Origin of the sequence: Mesorhizobium sp. WSM4983 (genome assembly GCF_029625765.1) — a bacterium.
Classification (GTDB): Bacteria; Pseudomonadota; Alphaproteobacteria; order Rhizobiales; family Rhizobiaceae; genus Mesorhizobium.
Genome location: NZ_JARTVM010000002.1, coordinates 692,054 through 710,503 on the forward strand (window position 1 = coordinate 692,054; position 18,450 = coordinate 710,503).

General features: G+C 63.3%; 17 protein-coding genes and 1 pseudogene. 5 read left to right on the forward strand and 13 right to left on the reverse strand.

What is annotated here, in order from left to right:
• The first annotated feature begins 10 nt into the window (after positions 1–10).
• From P9254_RS10665 to msrB, 4 genes are all read left to right on the forward strand, one after another.
• Positions 11–457: a GNAT family N-acetyltransferase gene (locus P9254_RS10665; RefSeq protein WP_095799754.1), complete on the forward strand. Its 447-nt coding sequence runs from the start codon at positions 11–13 to the stop codon at positions 455–457.
• A gap of 257 nt (positions 458–714) precedes the next feature.
• The gene (locus P9254_RS10670) at positions 715–1,119 is read left to right on the forward strand and encodes a type II toxin-antitoxin system HicB family antitoxin (RefSeq protein ID WP_095799753.1); all 405 of its coding nucleotides are present in this window, start codon (positions 715–717) and stop codon (positions 1,117–1,119) included.
• A gap of 10 nt (positions 1,120–1,129) precedes the next feature.
• Positions 1,130–2,320, forward strand: a complete 1,191-nt coding sequence (locus P9254_RS10675; protein ID WP_278053582.1) for a vWA domain-containing protein — start codon at positions 1,130–1,132, stop codon at positions 2,318–2,320.
• 136 nt (positions 2,321–2,456) lie between these two features.
• On the forward strand, positions 2,457–2,861 hold the full coding sequence (gene msrB, locus P9254_RS10680) for a peptide-methionine (R)-S-oxide reductase MsrB (RefSeq protein WP_095809928.1): 405 nt from the start codon (positions 2,457–2,459) through the stop codon (positions 2,859–2,861).
• Between the two features lie 52 nt (positions 2,862–2,913).
• Here msrB and P9254_RS10685 read toward each other — a convergent pair whose 3' ends face one another.
• From P9254_RS10685 to P9254_RS10745, 13 genes and pseudogenes are all read right to left on the reverse strand, one after another.
• Positions 2,914–3,213: a hypothetical protein gene (locus P9254_RS10685; RefSeq protein ID WP_082980670.1), complete on the reverse strand. Its 300-nt coding sequence runs from the start codon at positions 3,211–3,213 to the stop codon at positions 2,914–2,916.
• A 7-nt stretch (positions 3,214–3,220) separates the two neighbouring features.
• Positions 3,221–3,661, reverse strand: coding sequence for a hypothetical protein (locus P9254_RS10690; RefSeq protein ID WP_067001692.1), 441 nt, complete (start codon positions 3,659–3,661; stop codon positions 3,221–3,223).
• 119 nt (positions 3,662–3,780) lie between these two features.
• Positions 3,781–4,041, reverse strand: a complete 261-nt coding sequence (locus P9254_RS10695; protein ID WP_067001689.1) for a DUF2312 domain-containing protein — start codon at positions 4,039–4,041, stop codon at positions 3,781–3,783.
• Positions 4,042–4,396: 355 nt separating this feature from the next.
• On the reverse strand, positions 4,397–7,855 hold the full coding sequence (pyc, locus tag P9254_RS10700; protein ID WP_278053529.1) for a pyruvate carboxylase: 3,459 nt from the start codon (positions 7,853–7,855) through the stop codon (positions 4,397–4,399).
• A 264-nt stretch (positions 7,856–8,119) separates the two neighbouring features.
• The gene (locus tag P9254_RS10705) at positions 8,120–9,238 is read right to left on the reverse strand and encodes a branched-chain amino acid ABC transporter substrate-binding protein (protein WP_067001684.1); all 1,119 of its coding nucleotides are present in this window, start codon (positions 9,236–9,238) and stop codon (positions 8,120–8,122) included.
• Positions 9,239–9,377: 139 nt separating this feature from the next.
• Positions 9,378–9,725, reverse strand: a complete 348-nt coding sequence (locus tag P9254_RS10710; RefSeq protein WP_067001681.1) for a DUF6867 family protein — start codon at positions 9,723–9,725, stop codon at positions 9,378–9,380.
• Positions 9,726–9,742: 17 nt separating this feature from the next.
• Positions 9,743–10,471: an ABC transporter ATP-binding protein gene (locus tag P9254_RS10715; RefSeq protein ID WP_278053530.1), complete on the reverse strand. Its 729-nt coding sequence runs from the start codon at positions 10,469–10,471 to the stop codon at positions 9,743–9,745.
• 17 nt (positions 10,472–10,488) lie between these two features.
• Positions 10,489–11,577: pseudogene (locus tag P9254_RS10720) on the reverse strand (ABC transporter ATP-binding protein); the annotation flags it as partial.
• Complete coding sequence (gene livM, locus P9254_RS10725; protein WP_095824103.1) at positions 11,577–12,968, reverse strand: high-affinity branched-chain amino acid ABC transporter permease LivM; 1,392 nt, start codon at positions 12,966–12,968, stop codon at positions 11,577–11,579. The gene livM and the pseudogene P9254_RS10720, both read right to left, overlap by 1 nt.
• A 5-nt stretch (positions 12,969–12,973) precedes the next feature.
• On the reverse strand, positions 12,974–13,876 hold the full coding sequence (locus P9254_RS10730) for a branched-chain amino acid ABC transporter permease (protein WP_067001669.1): 903 nt from the start codon (positions 13,874–13,876) through the stop codon (positions 12,974–12,976).
• 453 nt (positions 13,877–14,329) lie between these two features.
• Positions 14,330–15,331, reverse strand: coding sequence for a 4-hydroxyproline epimerase (locus P9254_RS10735; RefSeq protein ID WP_067319515.1), 1,002 nt, complete (start codon positions 15,329–15,331; stop codon positions 14,330–14,332).
• Positions 15,332–15,367: 36 nt separating this feature from the next.
• Positions 15,368–16,717 carry an NAD(P)/FAD-dependent oxidoreductase gene (locus tag P9254_RS10740; protein ID WP_278053534.1) on the reverse strand — a complete coding sequence of 450 codons (1,350 nt, stop codon included), beginning with the start codon at positions 16,715–16,717 and terminating at the stop codon, positions 15,368–15,370.
• Between the two features lie 31 nt (positions 16,718–16,748).
• Positions 16,749–17,642, reverse strand: coding sequence for a dihydrodipicolinate synthase family protein (locus tag P9254_RS10745; RefSeq protein ID WP_278053536.1), 894 nt, complete (start codon positions 17,640–17,642; stop codon positions 16,749–16,751).
• A gap of 184 nt (positions 17,643–17,826) precedes the next feature.
• Between P9254_RS10745 and P9254_RS10750 the strand changes: the two genes are divergently transcribed.
• A complete protein-coding gene (locus P9254_RS10750; RefSeq protein ID WP_442920306.1) occupies positions 17,827–18,417 on the forward strand; it encodes a GntR family transcriptional regulator in 591 nt (196 codons plus the stop codon).
• The last annotated feature ends 33 nt before the right edge of the window (positions 18,418–18,450 follow it).

Genomic DNA, 18,450 nt, shown 5'->3' on the forward strand with positions numbered 1-18,450 from the left:
TGGAGAAAACATGTCCGAGATCACCGTCCGCCCGCTTGCCCAGTCCGACCGCTCCGACTGGCGCCGACTATGGACCGCCTACCTCACCTTCTACGAGACCAAGCTGCCGGAAGAGGTCTACGACGTCACCTGGAAGCGCCTGTTCACGCCTGGCGAGTTCGAGCCGAAAGGCTTTATCGCCACGCTTGAGGGCAAGGCCGTCGGCCTGACCCACTATCTCTACCACCGCTCCTGCTGGTCCGAGGTCAACACCTGCTATCTGCAGGATCTGTTCGCCGACCCCGAAGTGCGCGGCAAGGGCATCGGCGCGGCGTTGATCAAAGCGGTGCAGGACGAGGCCGGCAAGATCGGCGTGAAGAACGTCTACTGGATGACGCACGAGACCAACGCCACCGCGCGCCGGCTGTACGACCATGTGGCGCGGCGCACGGGCTTCATCGAGTACGATCTGTTGTGAAACGGTTGAAACCGGTCCAGCTGCGCAATATATTGCGCATTGGAAAGCCGCCGTGCCGCTGATTGAGACTAACACGCGCAAGATCATAGCGCGGCTTTTGCGCGACGGCTGGTCGAGCGTCGGAGGCGGCAAGCACGACAAATATGAGCATCCGGGAAACCGGATGTGACCATCATCGTGCCGCGGCACCGCGAGCAATCTCCGGGCGTTGCACGCTCGATCGCCAAGCTCGCCGGATGGATTTGAAGCCTGATCGCATGACGCATTATATCGGAGTTCTGGACGGCGCAGATAATGTCTGGGGAATCCGGGTCCCCGATCTCCCGGGCTGCCATGGCGGCGGCGCCAGCCCCGAGGAGGCGATTGCCGATGCAGCATCGGCGATACGCGAATGGGCCGAAACTCGGTTGGCAAAGCACGTCTCGTTACCCGAAGCACGAACGGTGGCGGACTTGTTACGATCAGGTGAGATCGATAGCGCCGCAGGCGAGTCTGCCGTCATGATCCCGCTGCTGATCGACTCCGGTCGGTCAGTCCGGGCAAACCTGTCGTTGGACGCTGGTCTGCTTGCGGCGATCGATACTGAAGCCAGCCGCCGGGGCCTGACGCGCTCTGCCTTCATTGCGAGTGCCGCGCGTGAAAAGATCGAGGGGCAGAGATAGCCGTCTGGCGATGTTCATCCCCTTCTTCCTTGAACTGAAAGCCGCGCGGGTTCCCGTTTCGCTCCGGGAGTATCTGACGCTGCTGGAAGGCCTGGAAGCTGGGCTGGTCGACTACGACGTCGAGGGTTTTTACTACCTCGCGCGCTCGGCCCTGGTGAAGGACGAGCGCCATATCGACCGTTTCGATCAGGTGTTCGCGCATGTCTTCAAGGGCGTCGAAGCGCTCGCCGGCCCGGACGCTGTCGACGTCGCCAACATTCCCGAGGAATGGCTGCGCCGGCTCGCCGAAAAGCACCTGAGCGACGAGGAGAAGAAGCTGGTCGAGGCGCTGGGTGGCTTCGACAAGCTGATGGAGACGCTGAAGCAGCGCCTGGAGGAGCAGAAGGGCCGGCACCAGGGCGGCTCGAAATGGATCGGCGCCGGCGGCACCTCGCCCTTCGGCGCCTATGGCTACAATCCGGAAGGCGTGCGCATCGGCCAGCACGAAAGCCGCCACCGTCGCGCAGTGAAAGTCTGGGACAAGCGCGAGTTCAAGAACTTCGACGACGCGATCGAGCTCGGCACCCGCAACATCAAGGTGGCGCTGAAGCGGCTGCGGCGCTGGGTGCGCGAGGGCGCCGAGGAAGAGTTCGACCTGCCCGGCACCATCCACGCCACCGCCGAGCACGGCTATCTGGACGTGAGAACCCGGCCGGAGCGGCGCAACGCGGTGAAGCTCCTGATGTTCTTCGACGTCGGCGGCTCGATGGATGGTCACGTCAAAACCGTCGAGGAGCTGTTCTCCGCCGCGCGCGCCGAATTCCGCCAGCTCGAGTATTACTACTTCCACAACTGTCTTTACGAGCGCGTCTGGAAGGACAATCGCCGCCGCCTGGCCGAGACGATCCCCACCTTCGACCTCATCCACAAATATGGGCCGGGCTATAAGGTGATCGTGGTCGGCGACGCCTCGATGAGCCCTTACGAAATTGCGCATCCCGGCGGCTCGGTCGAGCACTGGAACCCGGAGGCCGGCGGCGTCTGGCTCGGTCGGCTGCTGCAGCAGTGGCCGAACGCGGTCTGGTTGAATCCTGAGGCTGAGAAGAACTGGCGCTACACCCATTCCATCGCGATGATCAGCGACATCTTCGGCGGCCGCATGTTCCCGCTGACGCTTGCCGGGCTCGAAGCGGCAACGAAGCAGCTATCGAGGAAGCATTGAGTGTGACAGTAATTCGCGGAAACCAGCGGCGATTGCGTTGTCAGTCGCAGCGCTGGTCAGTGGTGTAACAAACACCTATCTTCGTGCGAACATGACATGCCAACCAACAACGAGCCGCCAAGGCCGAGGAGATTTCATGGACACCCACGCCTATCCCGTCACCCGCACCGATGCCGAGTGGCGCGCCCGGCTGACGCCGGAGCAGTATGCCGTCATGCGCAACCACGGCACCGAGCGTCCCGGCAGCTGCGCCCTGCTCTACGAGAAACGCGCCGGCACTTTCTTCTGCGTCGGCTGCGACCAGCCTTTGTTCGAATCCAAGCTGAAGTTCGAGAGCGGCACCGGCTGGCCGAGTTTCAACGATCCGGTCCCGGGCTCGATCGAGACCACCGTCGACCGCAGCTACGGCATGGTCCGTACCGAATGCCACTGCTCGCGTTGCGGCAGCCATCTCGGTCATGTCTTCGAGGACGGCCCGCCGCCGACCGGCCTGCGCTATTGCATCAACGGCGTGGCGCTGCGCTTCGAGCCGGCGGCCTGACAGGCAGGTCGTCATAGCCTTGTAAGGGCGGCTTCGGCCGCCCTTTTTCGATTCAAACGACGACCGTCGCGATCAGCCAGAGCGCCGAGCCCAGCATCATCAGCTGCGCCTTGAACCCGCCGGCCGTTTCCGCCGTCCGCCAGACGGCAAGGGCGAGAAAGATGTTGTAGGGGGCGGGAAGGAAATGCACCGTGAGCACCAGCCAGAGCGGCAGCTTCAGCCCAAGCAGGACAAGCGCCAGCCCGGACGAAGCGATGTTGATCGCCGTGCCGGCGAGCAGCATGTCGCGCCAGAACAGCCGGTCGAGCGGCACAATGCCTTGCCAGCGCGAGCGGAAGAAGCCGGCAACCATCTGTGCTCTACTCCTGCCTCAGCACTTGGGTGACGGCTTGCTCGAAGCGCGAGCATTCCGTCGCCAGCCAGTCGGCCATGGCCGGCCAATTGTCCTCGGCAAAGCAGTTGACCCGCCACTGCGAATTTATGCCGAGATTCTGCGCGCTCTGCTCCGGCCTGAGCTTCAGCCGCGCCTCGATCGCCGGTTGGAATGGCATCAGCCGCGTCCAGACCTCCGTCGCGCCGAGCTTCTCGTTGCGGCCGAAGAAGACGCCGACCACGTTCTCGCTTGGCGCGACATACATGGACAGCACCAGGGCGAACTCCGGCATTCCGCGCTGCCAGAACCATGGCCCGCGTCGCGCCAGCCGCGCTCTTTCTTCCGGGTGCCGTTCGGCGAACAGCGCCCAGAACCCGCGATGCCGGAACTCCGAAGCGCGATGGCCGCCGAAGTCGAACTCACTCATGGCCGTCCCTGGAGGCAATTTCAGGAAGTGTAACGGTTTCCGTCCGGAATTGCGCAAAAGCAAATGGTTGGAGCAGTTCAGCGATTCCATCAAACGCTGAACTGCTCTAGCCGCGAGCCTTAGACCATGCCGAGCGCGGCCTTGTACAGATCGAGGATCGACTCCTCCTCCTGGCGCTCGGCCTGATCCTTCTTGCGCAGCCGGACGATGGTGCGGATCGCCTTGGTGTCGAAGCCGGTGCCCTTGGCCTCGCCATAGACGTCCTTGATGTCGTCGGAAATCGTCTTCTTTTCTTCCTCGAGCCGCTCGATGCGCTCGATGATGGCGCGCAGCTGGCCGGCGGCTACAGTCTGGCTGGTCTCGGTGATCTCGTCGGCCATTTTTTCTCTCCGCGTTTTTTTGCGCCACGGCGATTCCCGCCCGGCAAAATTGGAGCGGGTTCGATGCCCGAGCAGGCGCGGCGGGTCAAGACATTATCGATGCGGCATGAAGGGTTGGAGCACCCCAGGCTGTGCTGAGATTCTGGTCAGGCCGAGCCGGAGTCGAAGACGGGCGCGAAGCGGCGAGAACGGTTGTTCCGAGAACCGGAGCCGAGCATGCTTGGAGTACGTGGGCACGGGCCTAAGCTGGCCGTAGCCTTAACTGCGACGTGCCTGGTGAGTGCTTCGGCGGCGAAGGCCGGAACCCCAGGAAGCCGGCGTTTTGCAGGCCGGCCTCACCTGAAGATCAGCACATTCAGCCAAAGGCGATGAGCAAATCCTTCGCATCGATCTGGTCGCCGGCCTTGACCAGCACCTCTGCCACCACGCCGTCGCGCTCGGCGTGCAACGCGGTCTCCATCTTCATCGCCTCGATCGAGAGCAGCACGTCGCCCGCCTTGACCGCCTGGCCTGGCGACACGGCAAGAGCCGACACCACGCCCGGCATCGGCGCCCCGACATGCGCCTCGTTGCCCGGCTCGGCCTTGCGCCGCGCCTTGGCGGCCGAAGCGCCATGCGCGCGGTCCGGCACCTTCACGCGACGCGGCTGGCCGTTGAGCTCGAAGAAGACGGTGACCATGCCTTTTTCGTCGACGTCGCCGAACGCCTGGCAGCGTATCACCAGGGTCTTGCCCTTCTCGATGTCGACGAAGATCTCGTCTTCCGACTTCATGCCGTAGAAATAGGTCGGCGTCGGCAGCACGCTGACCGGGCCATAGGTCTCCTGAGCGGCGGCGAAGTCGGTGAAGACTTTCGGATACATCAGCCAGGAGGCGAATTCGAACTCGGTGAGCTTGCGCTCGAGCTTCTCCTCGATCTCCTTGCGGCTGGCCTTGAGGTTCGCGGGCTTCAGCAGCGAGCCGGGCCGGACGGTGATCGGCTTTTCGCCCTTCAGCGCCTTCTTCTGCAGAGCTTGCGGCCAACCGCCGGGCGACTGGCCGAGATCGCCGCGCAGCATCGAGACGACCGAATCCGGGAAGGCGATGTCCTTCGCCGGGTTCTCGACATCGGCGACTGTGAGGTCCTGGCTCACCATCATCAGCGCCATGTCGCCGACCACTTTCGACGACGGCGTCACCTTGACGATGTCGCCGAACATCAGGTTGACGTCGTGATAGGCCTGCGCCACCTCGTGCCAGCGCGTTTCAAGCCCAAGCGAGCGCGCCTGTTCCTTGAGATTGGTGAACTGGCCGCCCGGCATCTCGTGCAGATAGACTTCCGAGGCCGGTCCCTTGAGGTCGCTTTCAAAGGCGGCGTATTGGTTGCGAACCGCTTCCCAGTAGAACGAGATGTGGCGGATCCACTGGGGGTCGAGGCCGGGGTCGCGCTCGGTACCCTTGAGCGCCTCGACGATCGAGCCGAGACAAGGCTGCGAGGTGTTGCCGGAGAACGAATCCATCGCCGCGTCGATGGCGTCGACGCCGGTCTCGACCGCCGCCAGAACCGTCGCCGCCGACAGGCCGGAGGTGTCGTGCGTGTGGAAATGGATCGGCAGGTCGGTCTCTTCGCGCAGCGCCTTGAACAGCACGCGCGCCGCCGAGGGCTTCAACAGGCCCGCCATGTCCTTGACGGCGATGATATGCGCGCCGGCCGCTTCCAGTTCCTTCGCCAGCCCGACATAATATTTCAGGTCGTATTTGGCGCGCTCCGGATCGAGTATGTCGCCGGTGTAGCACATCGCCGCTTCGATCAGCTTGCCCTCGGCGCCCACCGCGTCCATGGCGACGCGCATGTTCTCGACCCAGTTCAAGCAGTCGAAGACGCGGAACAGGTCGACGCCGCCGGCGGCTGCCTGTCTAACGAAATGCTGCACGACATTGTCGGGATAGTTGGTGTAGCCGACGCCGTTAGCACCGCGCAGAAGCATCTGCAGCAGAAGATTGGGGGCTGCCTCGCGCACTCTGTTCAGACGCTCCCATGGATCCTCGGTGAGGAAGCGCATGGCGACGTCGAAGGTGGCGCCGCCCCAGCATTCCAGTGAGAGCAGTTGCGGCAGCGCTCGCGCATAGGTGCCGGCGATGCCGGCGATGTCGTAGGTGCGCATGCGGGTGGCGAGCAGCGACTGGTGTCCGTCGCGCATCGTCGTGTCGGTAACGAGCACCTGGGCTTGCTCGCGCATCCATGCCGCGAACTTCTGAGGCCCGAGCGCGTCGAGCCGCTGCTTGCTCCCGTCCGGCACCTTGCCGTTGAGATAGGGCACCACAGGCGCCGCCGCATCCGCCTTCGGCACCGGCCGTCCGCGCGTCTCGGGATGGCCGTTGACGCTGACGTCGGCGAGATAATTGAGCAGCTTGGTGGCGCGGTCCTGCCGCTTGACCTGCTCGAACAGCTCCGGCGTCGTGTCGATGAACTTGGTGGTGTAGGAATTGTCGGCGAAGCTCGGGTGGTTGATGATCGCTTCGAGGAAGGTGAGGTTGGTGGCGACCCCGCGGATGCGGAACTCGCGCAATGCCCGGTTCATGCGCGCGATCGTCTCGCCCGGCGTCGGCGCCCAGGCCGTCACCTTTTCGAGCAGCGGATCGTAGAACCGGGTGATGACCGCGCCCGAATAGGCGGTGCCGCCGTCGAGGCGGATGCCGAAGCCGGTGGCGCCGCGATATGCGGTGATGCGCCCGTAATCGGGGATGAAATTGTGTTCCGGGTCCTCGGTGGTGATGCGGCACTGCAGGGCGTGGCCGTTGAGCTTAATGTCCTTCTGCGCCGGCACGCCGGACTCCGGCGTGCCGATGGCGAAGCCGTCGAGGATGTGGATTTGCGCCTTCACGATATCGATGCCGGTCACCATCTCGGTGACGGTATGCTCGACCTGGATGCGCGGGTTGACCTCGATGAAATAGAACTTGCCGGTGTCGGCGTCCTGCAGGAACTCGACGGTGCCGGCTCCGATGTAGCTGGTCTCGCGCGCGATCTTCAGCGCGTAGGCGCAGAGTTCCTCGCGCAGTTTCTCGCTGAGGTAGGGAGCCGTGGCACGTTCGACGACCTTCTGGTTACGGCGCTGGATCGAGCAGTCGCGCTCGAACAGGTGCACGGCATTGCCCTGCGTGTCGCCCAGCACCTGCACCTCGACATGGCGGGCGCGCTCGATCAGCTTTTCGAGATAGACCTCGTCCTTGCCGAAGGCGGCCTTCGCCTCGCGTTTGCCTTCCATGACTTCGCGCGCGAGGTCGGCTTCAGCGCGGATGGCGCGCATGCCGCGGCCGCCGCCACCCCACGAGGCCTTGAGCATCACCGGATAGCCTATTTCCGCAGCGAGCTTTTTCACCTCGTCCATATCGTCGGGCAGCGGATCGGTGGCGGGCACGACCGGCACGCCGACCGCGATCGCCAGGTTGCGCGCCGCCACCTTGTTGCCGAGCCGGCGCATCGTCTCGGGCTTCGGCCCAATGAAGGTGATGCCGGCGGCAGCGCAGGCCTCGGCGAATTCGGGGCTTTCCGACAACAGGCCGTAGCCGGGGTGGATCGCATCCGCACCCGAGAGGCGCGCGACGCGGATCACCTCGTCGATCGACAGATAGCTTTCGATCGGACCCATGTCCTTGGTGAGATGCGGGCCGCGCCCGACCTGGTAGCTTTCGTCGGCCTTGAAGCGGTGCAGCGAATATTTGTCCTCTTCCGCCCAGATCGCCACGGTTTTGAGGCCTAGTTCGTTGGCCGCGCGAAAGACGCGGATGGCGATTTCGGACCGGTTGGCGACGAGGATCTTCGTGATTGCCAAGGACTGGGCTCCAGTAGCGGAAGGTGAGGTGAACCGGCGCAATGATTAGCTTGAAAATGCTGCAGCGCAAACAAAATAGCGCGACACTTCAATCGATTTAAATCGTTCGTTTGCGCCAAACCTTCGCCACGGCCTCCGAGCGCCTGGACGACAACGCCGACGAACCTGGCGGGGATACGATTGCCAGGCTGGATGCCCAGCCAAACAAAAAATGCCCGGCGCTCAGCGCCGGGCATCTCGGAAAGTCGGTTCTTCTTTGCCGGCTTATTGCTCGAAGTAGGAGTACTTGCCGTCTTCGCCCTTCTTCCAGGTGTACATGACATAGTCCGGGCGAGTGATGTCGCCCTTGGAGTCATAACCAATGTCGCCGATGGCGGTCTTCCAGGGGCCGCCCGACTTGATCGTCTCGGCGACTTTCTGCGCATCGTCGGCGGAGCCGGTCTTCGTGATGGCCGCAGCGATGATCTGGATCGCGGCGTAGGAGTAGAGCGTGTAGGCCTCCGGTTCGAAACCGGCAGCGCGGAACTTCTCCACGAGCTCCTTGGCGTTCGGGTTCTTGCGCGGATCCGGCGCGAACGTCATCAGCGTGCCTTGGACGGCGTCGCCGGCGATCGAGGCGAGCTCGTTCGACACGATGCCATCGCCCGACATGAACTGGGCCTTGAGGCCCTGGTCGGCGAGCTGGCGGATGATGAGGCCGGCTTCCGTATGCAGGCCGCCATAGTAGACGACGGAGATACCGGCTTCCTTCATCTTGGCGATGAGCGCCGAGAAGTCCTTGTCGCCGACATTGATGCCTTCATACATGGCTTCGTTGACGCCATTGGCATTGAGCGCCTTCTTGGTTTCGTCGGCAAGGCCCTGGCCATAAGGGGTCTTGTCATGGATGAGCGCGATCTTGGCGTCCTTGAAGTTCTTGGCGACATAGTCGCCGGCAACCTTGCCCTGCTGGTCGTCGCGTCCGCAGGTGCGGAACGTATTCCACATGCCGCGTTCGGTGAACTTGGGATTGGTCGCGGCCGGCGTGATTTCGAGGATGCCATTCTCGGCATAGACTTCCGACGCAGGAATTGAGACGCCCGAATTGAAGTGGCCATCGACGAACTTGATGCCGTCGGCGACAAACTTGTTGGCGACCGAGATGCCCTGCTTCGGATCCGACACGTCGTCACCCACACTCAGCTTAAGTTGCTGGCCGAGGACTCCGCCGGCCGCGTTGATGTCGGCGACCGCCTGTTCGGCGCCCTTCTGCAGCTGCGCGCCGAAGGCCGCGTTCGGACCGGTGATCGGACCGGCGACGCCGATCAGAATGTCGGCCCACGCGCTGCCGCTGAACGCGATGAACGCGGTCAGCGCCACGGCGGACAAGAGTGATTTTTTCATTGAAACGCTCCCATTTACGGAGTGGGCGTGGATGATACTTTCATGCGATGCCCACCCTTATCGCAGAAAGCATAGAATGCCGATTTTCAGGCACTTGTCACGCCAAATTCATTCCCCGGAACGGCGTTGATCATGAACGTCAACCCTTTGGTTTCCAGCTCAATAAGGAGGCTCTTTCGTAGAGCCAATTATACTGAGTGACCATCTGGTTAGTGCGCGTGTATTGATACCCAAGGAAGCCCAGTATCATCAGCACGATGGTGTCGACGATATAGTAGTGCAGCGAAAACATCGTGCCGTCGAACAGCGCGTGGTGGATGAACCTTATGCCGATGCCGAGTCCGAGCATATAGAGGAACAGCTGAAAGAAGCTGCGCCAAGTCTGCGCGCTCGCCTTGCCGGTCATCCACGCCGCCCATCCGCCGAGCAGGCAGGTGACGAACAGGAACTGCCAGATCGAGGCTTCCTCGTAGAGAATGCCCTGCATGATGAAGTCTCCTGAACTCAGTGGTGGCCGCCTTCGAGATAGGCGGCGCGCACTTCCGGATTGGCGAGCAGCTCCTTGCCGGTGCCGCTCATCGTCACATTGCCGTTGACCATGACGTAGCCGCGATTGGCGAGCTTCAGCGCGCCGAAGGCGTTCTGCTCGACCAGGAACACGGTCAGCCCTTGGGTCCGGTTCAATTCGCGGATGGCATCGAAGATCTGCTTGACGATCAGCGGCGCGAGGCCCAGCGACGGCTCGTCGAGCAGAAGCAGCTTCGGCCGGGCCATCAGCGCACGGCCGATCGACAGCATCTGCTGCTCGCCGCCCGAGAGCGTGCCGCCGCGCTGGCCGATGCGCTCCTTCAGCCGCGGGAACAGCGAAAACACCTTCTCGGCATCCTCGTCAAAATGTTTGAGGTTGTCGAGGCTGGCGCCCATCTGCAGGTTTTCCATCACCGTCATGCGCGGAAAGATGCGGCGTCCCTCCGGCGACTGGGCGATGCGCATCCGCGCGATCTCGTGCGTCGGCAACTGCGTGATGTCGTTGCCGGCAAAGGTGATGGAGCCGCTGCGCGCACGCGGCGCGCCGAAGATCGTCATCATCAACGTCGACTTGCCGGCGCCGTTGGCGCCGATCAGCGCCACGATCTCACCTTGGTTGACGGTGACGTCGACACCGTTCAGCGCGCGGATGTTGCCGTAATAGGTCTGCACGCCCTTGATATCGAGCAGCGTTGTGCCGGCCATTACTTACGCCCTCCGCGCGGCTTGGCTGTCGAGGATTTCGCGGCTGGCTTGCCCGTGGCCCGCTCGGACGACTTTCTTGGCGTTTTGGCCTTGGCATCGACCTGAGCCGCTTTCGAGGCGCCTCTCGATACCATGACCCGTTCGCCCTCGTCCGCGTGTTCGACAGTATCGGAAACCGGCCCCGCCATCATCGAGGCGGAACTGCCCGGCCCGTGCGCCGCATCAGGCCCGGTATCGAGCTGCTCGATGACATCCTCGTCGCCGACTTCGGTCAGCACCTCTTCCACTTCCTCGTCGTCGACACCGAGATAGGCGGCAATCACGCGCGGATCGGTCCGGACCGACTGCGGGCTGCCGTCGGAGATCTTGCGGCCGTATTCCAGCACCACGACATGGTCGGAGATCTGCATGACCACCGACATGTCGTGCTCGATGAGCAGGATCGACGTGCCGGTGTTGTCCTTGATGTCCATCAGCAGTTCATTGAGCGAGGCCGATTCCTTCGGATTGAGACCGGCGGCCGGCTCGTCGAGGCACAAAAGCTCAGGTCCGGTGCACATGGCGCGCGCGATCTCCAGCCGCCGTTGCGCGCCATAGGGCAGGTCGCCGGCCGGATCGTCGGCGCGGTCGACGAGATTGGCCTTTTCCAGCCAGTGCTTGGCGAGATCGATCGATTCAGCCGAGGCCTGCCGGTAGCTGGAGAAGCCGAACAGGCCGAGGAAGGTATAGCCCGAGGCCTTCATCAGCTTGTTGTGCTGGGCGACCAGGAGGTTCTCCAGCAGCGTCATGCCCGAGAATAGGCGGATGTTCTGGAAGGTGCGCGCCACCTTGGCGCGCGCGGGGATCTCGTGATTGGGCAAGCGCTCGAGCAGAAAGTTCGAGCCGTCGCGCCGGCTGAGCGTGATCATGCCCTCCGACGGTTTGTAGAAGCCGGTGATGCAATTGAACACGGTCGTCTTGCCGGCACCGTTCGGCCCGATCAGCGCGGTGATCTCGCCGCGCTTGGCCTGGAACGACAGGTCGCCGATCGCGATCAGGCCGCCGAACTTCATCGACAGATGCTCGACCTGCAGGATGAAGTCGTTCATGGAAACTTGCGCGTTCATCAGCCGTGGCCCTCCTTGGTGAAGGAGCCTGAGACCGCTTTTCGCTCCTTGAGGAAGGCTGTTGGTTCTCGACTGCCCACGAAGCCGCGCGGCTTCCACAGCATGACGATCACCATCGCAACGCCGAACAATAGCATGCGGTAGAGCTCCGGCGTGAAGTCCGGACCGAACACCACCTTGAGGAAGCCCAGCTCGCGCAGGATCTCGGTGCCGCCGATCATCACCAGCGCCGCCACCGCGATACCGCCCAACGAGCCCATGCCGCCGAGCACGACGATGGCCAGGATGATCGCCGATTCAAGGAAGACGAAGGATTCCGGGCTGACGAAGCCCTGGCGCGCGGCGAAGAACGAGCCGGCGAAGCCGCCGAACATGGCGCCGGTAGCGAACGCCGTCAGCTTGGTGGTGGTGGTATTGATGCCGAGCGAGCGGCAGGCGATCTCGTCCTCGCGCAGCGCTTCCCAGGCGCGGCCCACCGGCAGGCGGCGGAGCCTGATGGTGACGAAGGCGGTGAGGAAGCAGAGCGCCAGGATGAGATAATAGAGGAAGATCTTGTAGTAGGCGCCCGACTGGGCGATGCCCAGCACCTTGGCGATGTAGTTCGGGTCCGAGACGTTGAACGACATGAGCCCGAAGAAGGAGACCTTCGGGATGCCGGAAATGCCGGCCGAGCCATTGGTCACCTCACGCCAGTTGATCAGCACCAGACGGATGATCTCGCCGAAGGCGAGCGTGACGATCGCCAGATAGTCGCCGCGCAGCCGCAGCACCGGGAAGCCGAGCATGACGCCCCAGAAGGCGGCCATGGCGCCGGCGGCAGGCAGCAGGATCCAAAACGACAGGCCAAAATGCGTGCCGAGCAGCGCATAGGCATAGGCGCCAACGGCGTAAAAGGCGACATAGCCGAGGTCGAGCAGGCCGGCTAGCCCGATGACGATGTTGAGGCCCCAGGCCAGCATCACATAGATCAGGATCTGGATGCCGAAATTGTCGACCCATTTGAGCGAGCCCTGGAAGCCGAACAGGAGCACCATCGCCACTGGATAGAGGATCAGCACCGTGGCGCCGATCTTGTTGAAGTTTCGCCGCACGAAGCCGGGCTCCACGGCGACTGCAGGCGCCTTGGCCCTTTCAGCCCTTGATCGTTCGAGCGCCGGAACCGCATAGGCAACATAGAGGAAGCGCCCGACGACAACGGCGAGAACCACCAGGGCGAGCAGGCCCCAGCGCTGCACCAGGATCAGCTCGTTGTTGATGTTCTGATCGGTCCTGAGACCGATGAACAGCACGAACAGGCCGAGCGCGATGGCGCCGGCGTAGAGCGCTTCGCGGAACGCGCGCTGGATGGGAGTAGCGACGACGTCGCGCTCCGGAGAAACGGTAACGGCCATGAGGATCAGACCTTTTCGACTTCAGGCCGGCCCAGGATGCCGGAGGGCAGGAAGATGAGCACGATCGCCAGGATCGAGAAGGCCGCGACGTCCTTGTAGTCGATCGAGAAATAGGCCGACCACATGCTCTCGATGAAGCCGATCAAAAGCCCGCCGAGCACTGCGCCCGGCAGCGAGCCGATGCCGCCAAGCACCGCCGCCGTGAAGGCCTTCACGCCCGGCACGAAACCGTCTGAGAAGACCACCACGCCATAATACATCAAGAAAAGCGTCCCGGCGACCGCGGCAAGCGCTGCGCCCATGATGAAGGTGATGGAGATTGTGCGGTCGACGTCGACGCCAAGCAGCGCCGCCATCTTGCGGTCCTGCTCGCAGGCGCGCTGCGCCCGCCCCAATGCCGTCCTGTTGACGAGATACCAGAAGATCGCCAGCAGCACGGCAGTGACGAGCACGATGATGATCTGCTTCAGCGAGACGCTGATGCCGTCGATCGTATAGACCTGGCTGACCAGCGGCGGGATCGGCTTGTTGCGCGGCCCTTGCGTGACCTGCACGAAGTTGGACAGGGCGATCGACATGCCGATGGCGGTGATCAGCGGCGCAAGCCGGAACGATCCGCGCAGCGGCCTGTAGGCCACCTTCTCGATCGTCCAGTTGTAAAGACTGGTGAGCAGCATGCCCACGATCATCATGATCAGGAGCGCCACCACCACCGGCACCGAATAGAACATCGCGCCGAGGATCAGGAAGACGATGAGGGCCGTGAAGGCGCCCACCATGAAGATATCGCCATGGGCGAAATTGATCATGCCGATGATGCCGTAGACCATCGTGTAGCCGATCGCGATCAGCCCGTAGATAGATCCCAGCGTCAGCCCGTTGATAAGCTGCTGGACGAAATACTGCATATTTAAGCGGCTCCCCTGGAATGTCGCCTTCGAGGACGCATTCCTTTTCGTATTGCCCCTAGTCGTAAAGTTTCAAGCCCGGATTGCAACGTGATTTTTCAATCGCCGCGCGTGGTTTGGAAGCACGCTGCCCGATTGCCCGCTTTCTCGCACCCGGCCCCTGGACTATCGCGGACCCTATCATTGGCACAACGCAATGTCTTTGACGATTAAGCCGTATCATGCGCGTCGTTTCGAAGAAATCGCCGTCAAAATAAATTGATGAGAAGATTCCTTGCGTCAGCAGCAGCGCTCGATTTTGCCGTCCCGCGCATTCCGCCAAGTCAGGATTCTGCTCGGTATGACGGTCATGTGACGGCGAGGCGAACGGCGGCCGAAATCACCTTTGCCGATTGGTTCGGTAGTCAGGTTTCGACGAACGACGAGGCGGCCTGACGCGCCGAACGGGAGCGATCAGGTGACGATGAACCCGTGCGCGAACGGATCGCGGTCGTCGATGAAGATGGTGTTCAGTCCGGTCATGCGCGCCCAGCCGCCGATCGAGGGGATGATGGCTGGTTTGCCGGCAACGCTGACCTCCTTTTCGACCCTGCCCTTGAACAGCGAGCCGATGATCGACTCATGGACAAAACTGTCGCCGACCTCGAGCCTGCCCTTGGCGTGGAGCTGCGCCATGCGCGCCGAGGTGCCGGTGCCGCAAGGCGAGCGGTCGATCGCCTTGTCGCCATAGAACACGGCATTGCGGGCATCGGCCTCGGCATCTCTCGGCTTGCCGGTCCACAGCATGTGCGACAGCCGGTTGATGCCCGGGTTCTCCGGATGCACGAACGAGTATTTCTCGTTCAGGCGCTGGCGCACAAGCGGGCTCCAGGCGATGAGGTCGGCGGCCGAATGGTCGGCCATGTCGCGGTAGTTCTCCTGCGGCTCGACGATGGCATAGAAATTGCCGCCATAAGCGACGTCGACGCTGATCTCGCCAAGCACCGGGCACTCCACCGACAGCCCTTCGGCGTAAAGGAAGGACGGCACGTTGGTGATGCGCACCTCCTCGACATATTCGCCGACCTGTTTGTATTCGGCGACGACTAGGCCGGCCGGCGTGTCGAGCCTGAGCACGCCCGGCGTCTTCGGCCTCACCAGCCCATGCTCGATCGCCATCGTCACGGTGCCGATGGTGCCGTGGCCGCACATCGGCAGGCAGCCCGAGGTTTCGATGAAGAGGATCGCGATATCGCAGTCCTCGCGCGTCGGCGGATAGAGGATCGAGCCGGACATCACGTCATGACCGCGCGGCTCGAACATCAGCCCGGTCCGGATCCAGTCATATTCGGCGAGGAAATGCGCCCGCCGTTCCATCATCGTCGCGCCTTCTAGCAGTGGGCCGCCGCCGGCAACCAGCCTCACCGGATTGCCGCAGGTGTGGCCGTCGATGCAGAAGAAGGATGTCTTGGCCATGATGGCTCCCTGAAATATCAGAATTCTGGCGAATTGTCAGAACCGTTGCGGGCGGAAAGGAGTGAGATCGATCGGCGGCTCCTGCCCGAGAAGGAGATCTCGGATCGAGCGGCCGGTCGCTGCCGCCTGGGTCAGGCCGAGATGGCCGTGGCCGAAAGCGTAGACGATGTTCGGCGCCCGCGCCCTGCCGATGACCGGCAGCGAATCCGGCAGCGATGGCCGGAAGCCCATCCACTCGCGGCCGCCCGACGGATCGAGCCCGGGCAGGAAACGCTTGGCTTTTTCCAGCATCGCCTTCGAGCGCGCGAAATTCGGCGCTCGTTCGATGCCTCCGAGCTCGACGGCGCCGCCGACGCGCAAGCCGGTTTCCAGCGGCGTGATGACGAAGCCGTGCCCGGAAAAGATCAGCTGCCGCTTCACGTCGAAGGCCGACACCGGCAGCGTGGTGTTGTAACCGCGCTCGGTCTCCAGCGGGATGCGGTCGCCGATATCTTTGGCCAGCAGATGCGACCAGGCGCCGGCGGCGATCACGAGCTGCTTCGCTTTTCGGGCCGTGCCGTCCGCAAGCATAAGCGTGACGCCGTTTGTTCCGGTCCCGATACGCTCGACGCGCGCGTGCTCGAAGCGCGCGCCGAGCCGCTCCGCATAGGCCCAGATCGCCTTGCCGAGCAGTTTCGGATCGGCGACTGTCTTCCACCCCGGCACGAAGGTGCCCTTGACGAAGCGCGGCGAAAGACCCGGCTGCAGCGCCGCCATCCCCTCACCCTCGACATGGCGGAAGCCTATGCCGAAACGTTCACGCGCCCTCCAGCCGGACAGCGAGGCGCGGAACTCGGCCTCGCTTTCGTAGAGTTCGAGCGAGCCGTCCTCATGCAGCATCGGCCGCGTGCCAGAGCGGTCGAGCAAACCCATCCATTCGGCTTCGGCGAGCTTCATCATGCCGGCCTGCGCTGCAAGGCTCGCCTCGAAGTTCCTGGCGGCGCCCGCGCGCCAGAAGCGGAACAGCCAGGGAAGAAGTTTAGGCAGATAGGCCGGCGGGATGGCAAGAGGCCCCAGCGGATCGGCAAGCCATTTCGGCAACTGCCTGATCATCCCCTTATGCGCCAGCGGCAGCACGTCGGAGAAGGCGAAGGCGGCAGCGTTGCCGGAGCTCGTCTCCTCGCAAATGCCCGTCCGATCGAAAATGGTGACGCTGCGTCCCGCCTCCGCGAGCAAGGTGGCGGCGCAAATGCCGATGATGCCGCCGCCGATGATGGCGATATCTTCCCCTTCTCCCCGGTCACGGGGAGAAGGCGCCCGACGGGCGGATGAAGGGCGGCGCCCCTCTTCGGTCGGCTTCGCATTTCCTTGCACGCTGGCGCTGTCCCTCGTCTGTTCTGCCGCCATCTACTTCCCCGTGAACGGGAGCAGAAAGCTATCAGAACGCCGGCAGTTCCGGCCGCGCGGCCAGCGCATCCCTGACGATCTTTTCCACCGCCTTCCGGCGCTCGCCCGACAGCGGCCGGCGGGGCATGCGGACGCGGTCATTGGTACCGATCGCCAGCACTTCGGCAAGCTTGATGTTTTGGACCAGGTAGGTCGAGACATCGAGGTCGAGCAGTGGCCTGAACCAGCGGTAAATCTTCAGCGCTTCCTCGCGGCGGCCTTTTCTCATCAACTGGTAGATGGCGACGGTCTCGCGCGGGAAGGCCGTGACAAGGCCCGCCACCCAGCCGATGGCGCCGACCGACAGCGCCTCGAAGGCGAGGTTGTCGACGCCGGTGAAGAGGTCGTAGCGGTCGCCGAGGCGATTGATGATCTCGGTCGAGCGGCGGATGTCGTCCGACGATTCCTTGATCGCGACGAAGCGCTTGTCGGACGCCAGCTCCTCCATCAGGTCGACAGTGACGTCGACGCGATAGGCGAGCCGGTTGGAGTAGATCATAACCGGCAGGTCGCCGGCCTCCGCGACGGCGCGAAGTGCGGCGACCGTCTCTTCGGCATTGGTGTGGTAGATCGGGCTCGGTACCACCATCAGGCCGTTGGCGCCTTCCTTGGCTGCGCGGCGTGCGATGCTTGCCGCCTCGCGGGTGCCGGGTTCGTTGACGGTCAGAAGCACCGGCTTTGTCCCGGCGACCTTCTGCGCCGTCTTCAGCACTTCGATCTTCTCGTCATGCGACAGCATTGGCCCTTCGCCGAGCGAGCCGCAGACGATGATGCCGTCGCAGCCGGCCTCCATCTGCAAGGAGAAACAACGCTCCATTTCGGCATGATCGAGGCGGTCGTCGGGGGTGAATTTGGTCGTGACTGCAGGGAAAACTCCGGCCCACATGGCTATCTCTCCGTCTGATATATCAGCGGTATATTTATTAAGACGCGGGCTGTCAATGCTGAATCCGCTATGATATATGAAAAATATATCAGGAGCTGGCCCATTGATATCCGCATTGATATCCAACGACACGAGCGCAACCTTCGAGCCGGTTGCGACCAGGGCCTATCGTGTGCTGGAGCACATGATCGTCACTCTTGAACTGGCGCCTTCAAGCTTCGTCACCGAAGGTGCACTGATCGAGCGGCTCGGCTTCGGCCGTACCCCGGTGCGCGAAGCGATCCAAAGGCTGGCCTGGGAGGGCTTGCTCGACGTCAGACCACGCGCCGGCATCGCGGTGGCGCCGCTCCACCCCGGCGACTGGCTGCGCGTCATCGATGCCAGGCGCGGCATCGAGGTGGTGCTTGCCCGCTCGGCCGCCCGCTACGTCACCCGCGAGGCGGCCGACCTGTTTCACGAGGCAGCCCTCGCCATGCAGAAGGCAGTGATCTCCGGCAACGTGCTTTCCTTCATTCAGGCCGACAAGCTACTTGACGAGGCGCTGGCGATCGCCGCCGACAATCCATTCGCGGCGCGCGTGGCGGCGCCCTTGCAGACGCACAGCCGGCGCTTCTGGTTCCGCTACAAGGCGGATACCGGGCTCGCCGAATCGGCCGAGCACCACGTCGCGCTGATCCGCTCTATCCTCGACGGCGACGAGGAAGCCGCCGCCAAGGACGCCAAGAAATTGATGGCGCTGCTACGCCACCACGCCGAGGCGGCCGCGACGCGCTGACCGGAGCGGTTCCGCCTTAGCTGACCGTCCGGT